This is a genomic window from Acinetobacter sp. 1566109 (assembly GCF_000582255.1).
GTDB classification, from domain to species: domain Bacteria; phylum Pseudomonadota; class Gammaproteobacteria; order Pseudomonadales; family Moraxellaceae; genus Acinetobacter; species Acinetobacter nosocomialis.
This window is the reverse complement of sequence record NZ_JEYB01000257.1, coordinates 1-341: the sequence shown is the minus strand read 5'-3', so window position 1 is coordinate 341 and position 341 is coordinate 1. Positions and strand designations below refer to the sequence as shown.

Sequence of the window (341 nt, the reverse complement as noted above, 5' to 3'; positions counted from 1 at the left end):
TTATTTTCAAGGGTAAAACAATTTCTGGTGCATGGGTTAAACCTGTTCAAGCGCTTATCTTTGTTGCGATGTTGGCTTGTGGTTTTTACTTCTTCACAACTGGTAATATGACTGCTTTCTGGGCAATGACAGCACTTGCACTTGCATTTGGCTGGGTATGGATTGCACCGGTAGGTGGTGGTGATATGCCTGTGGTGGTATCGCTTCTTAACTCGTTCTCTGGTTGGGCAGCAGCAGGTATTGGTTTTACCCTTGAAAATAACATGTTGATTGTTGCAGGTTCGCTTGTAGGTTCATCTGGTGCGATTCTGTCATACATCATGTGTAAAGCAATGAACCGT

1 protein-coding gene is annotated in these 341 nt (G+C 43.7%); it reads left to right on the top strand.

Annotation, left to right across the window (positions count from 1 at the left end):
* The coding region (locus J582_RS25645) for an NAD(P)(+) transhydrogenase (Re/Si-specific) subunit beta (RefSeq protein WP_032049062.1) at positions 1–341 on the top strand (341 nt) is incomplete at both ends.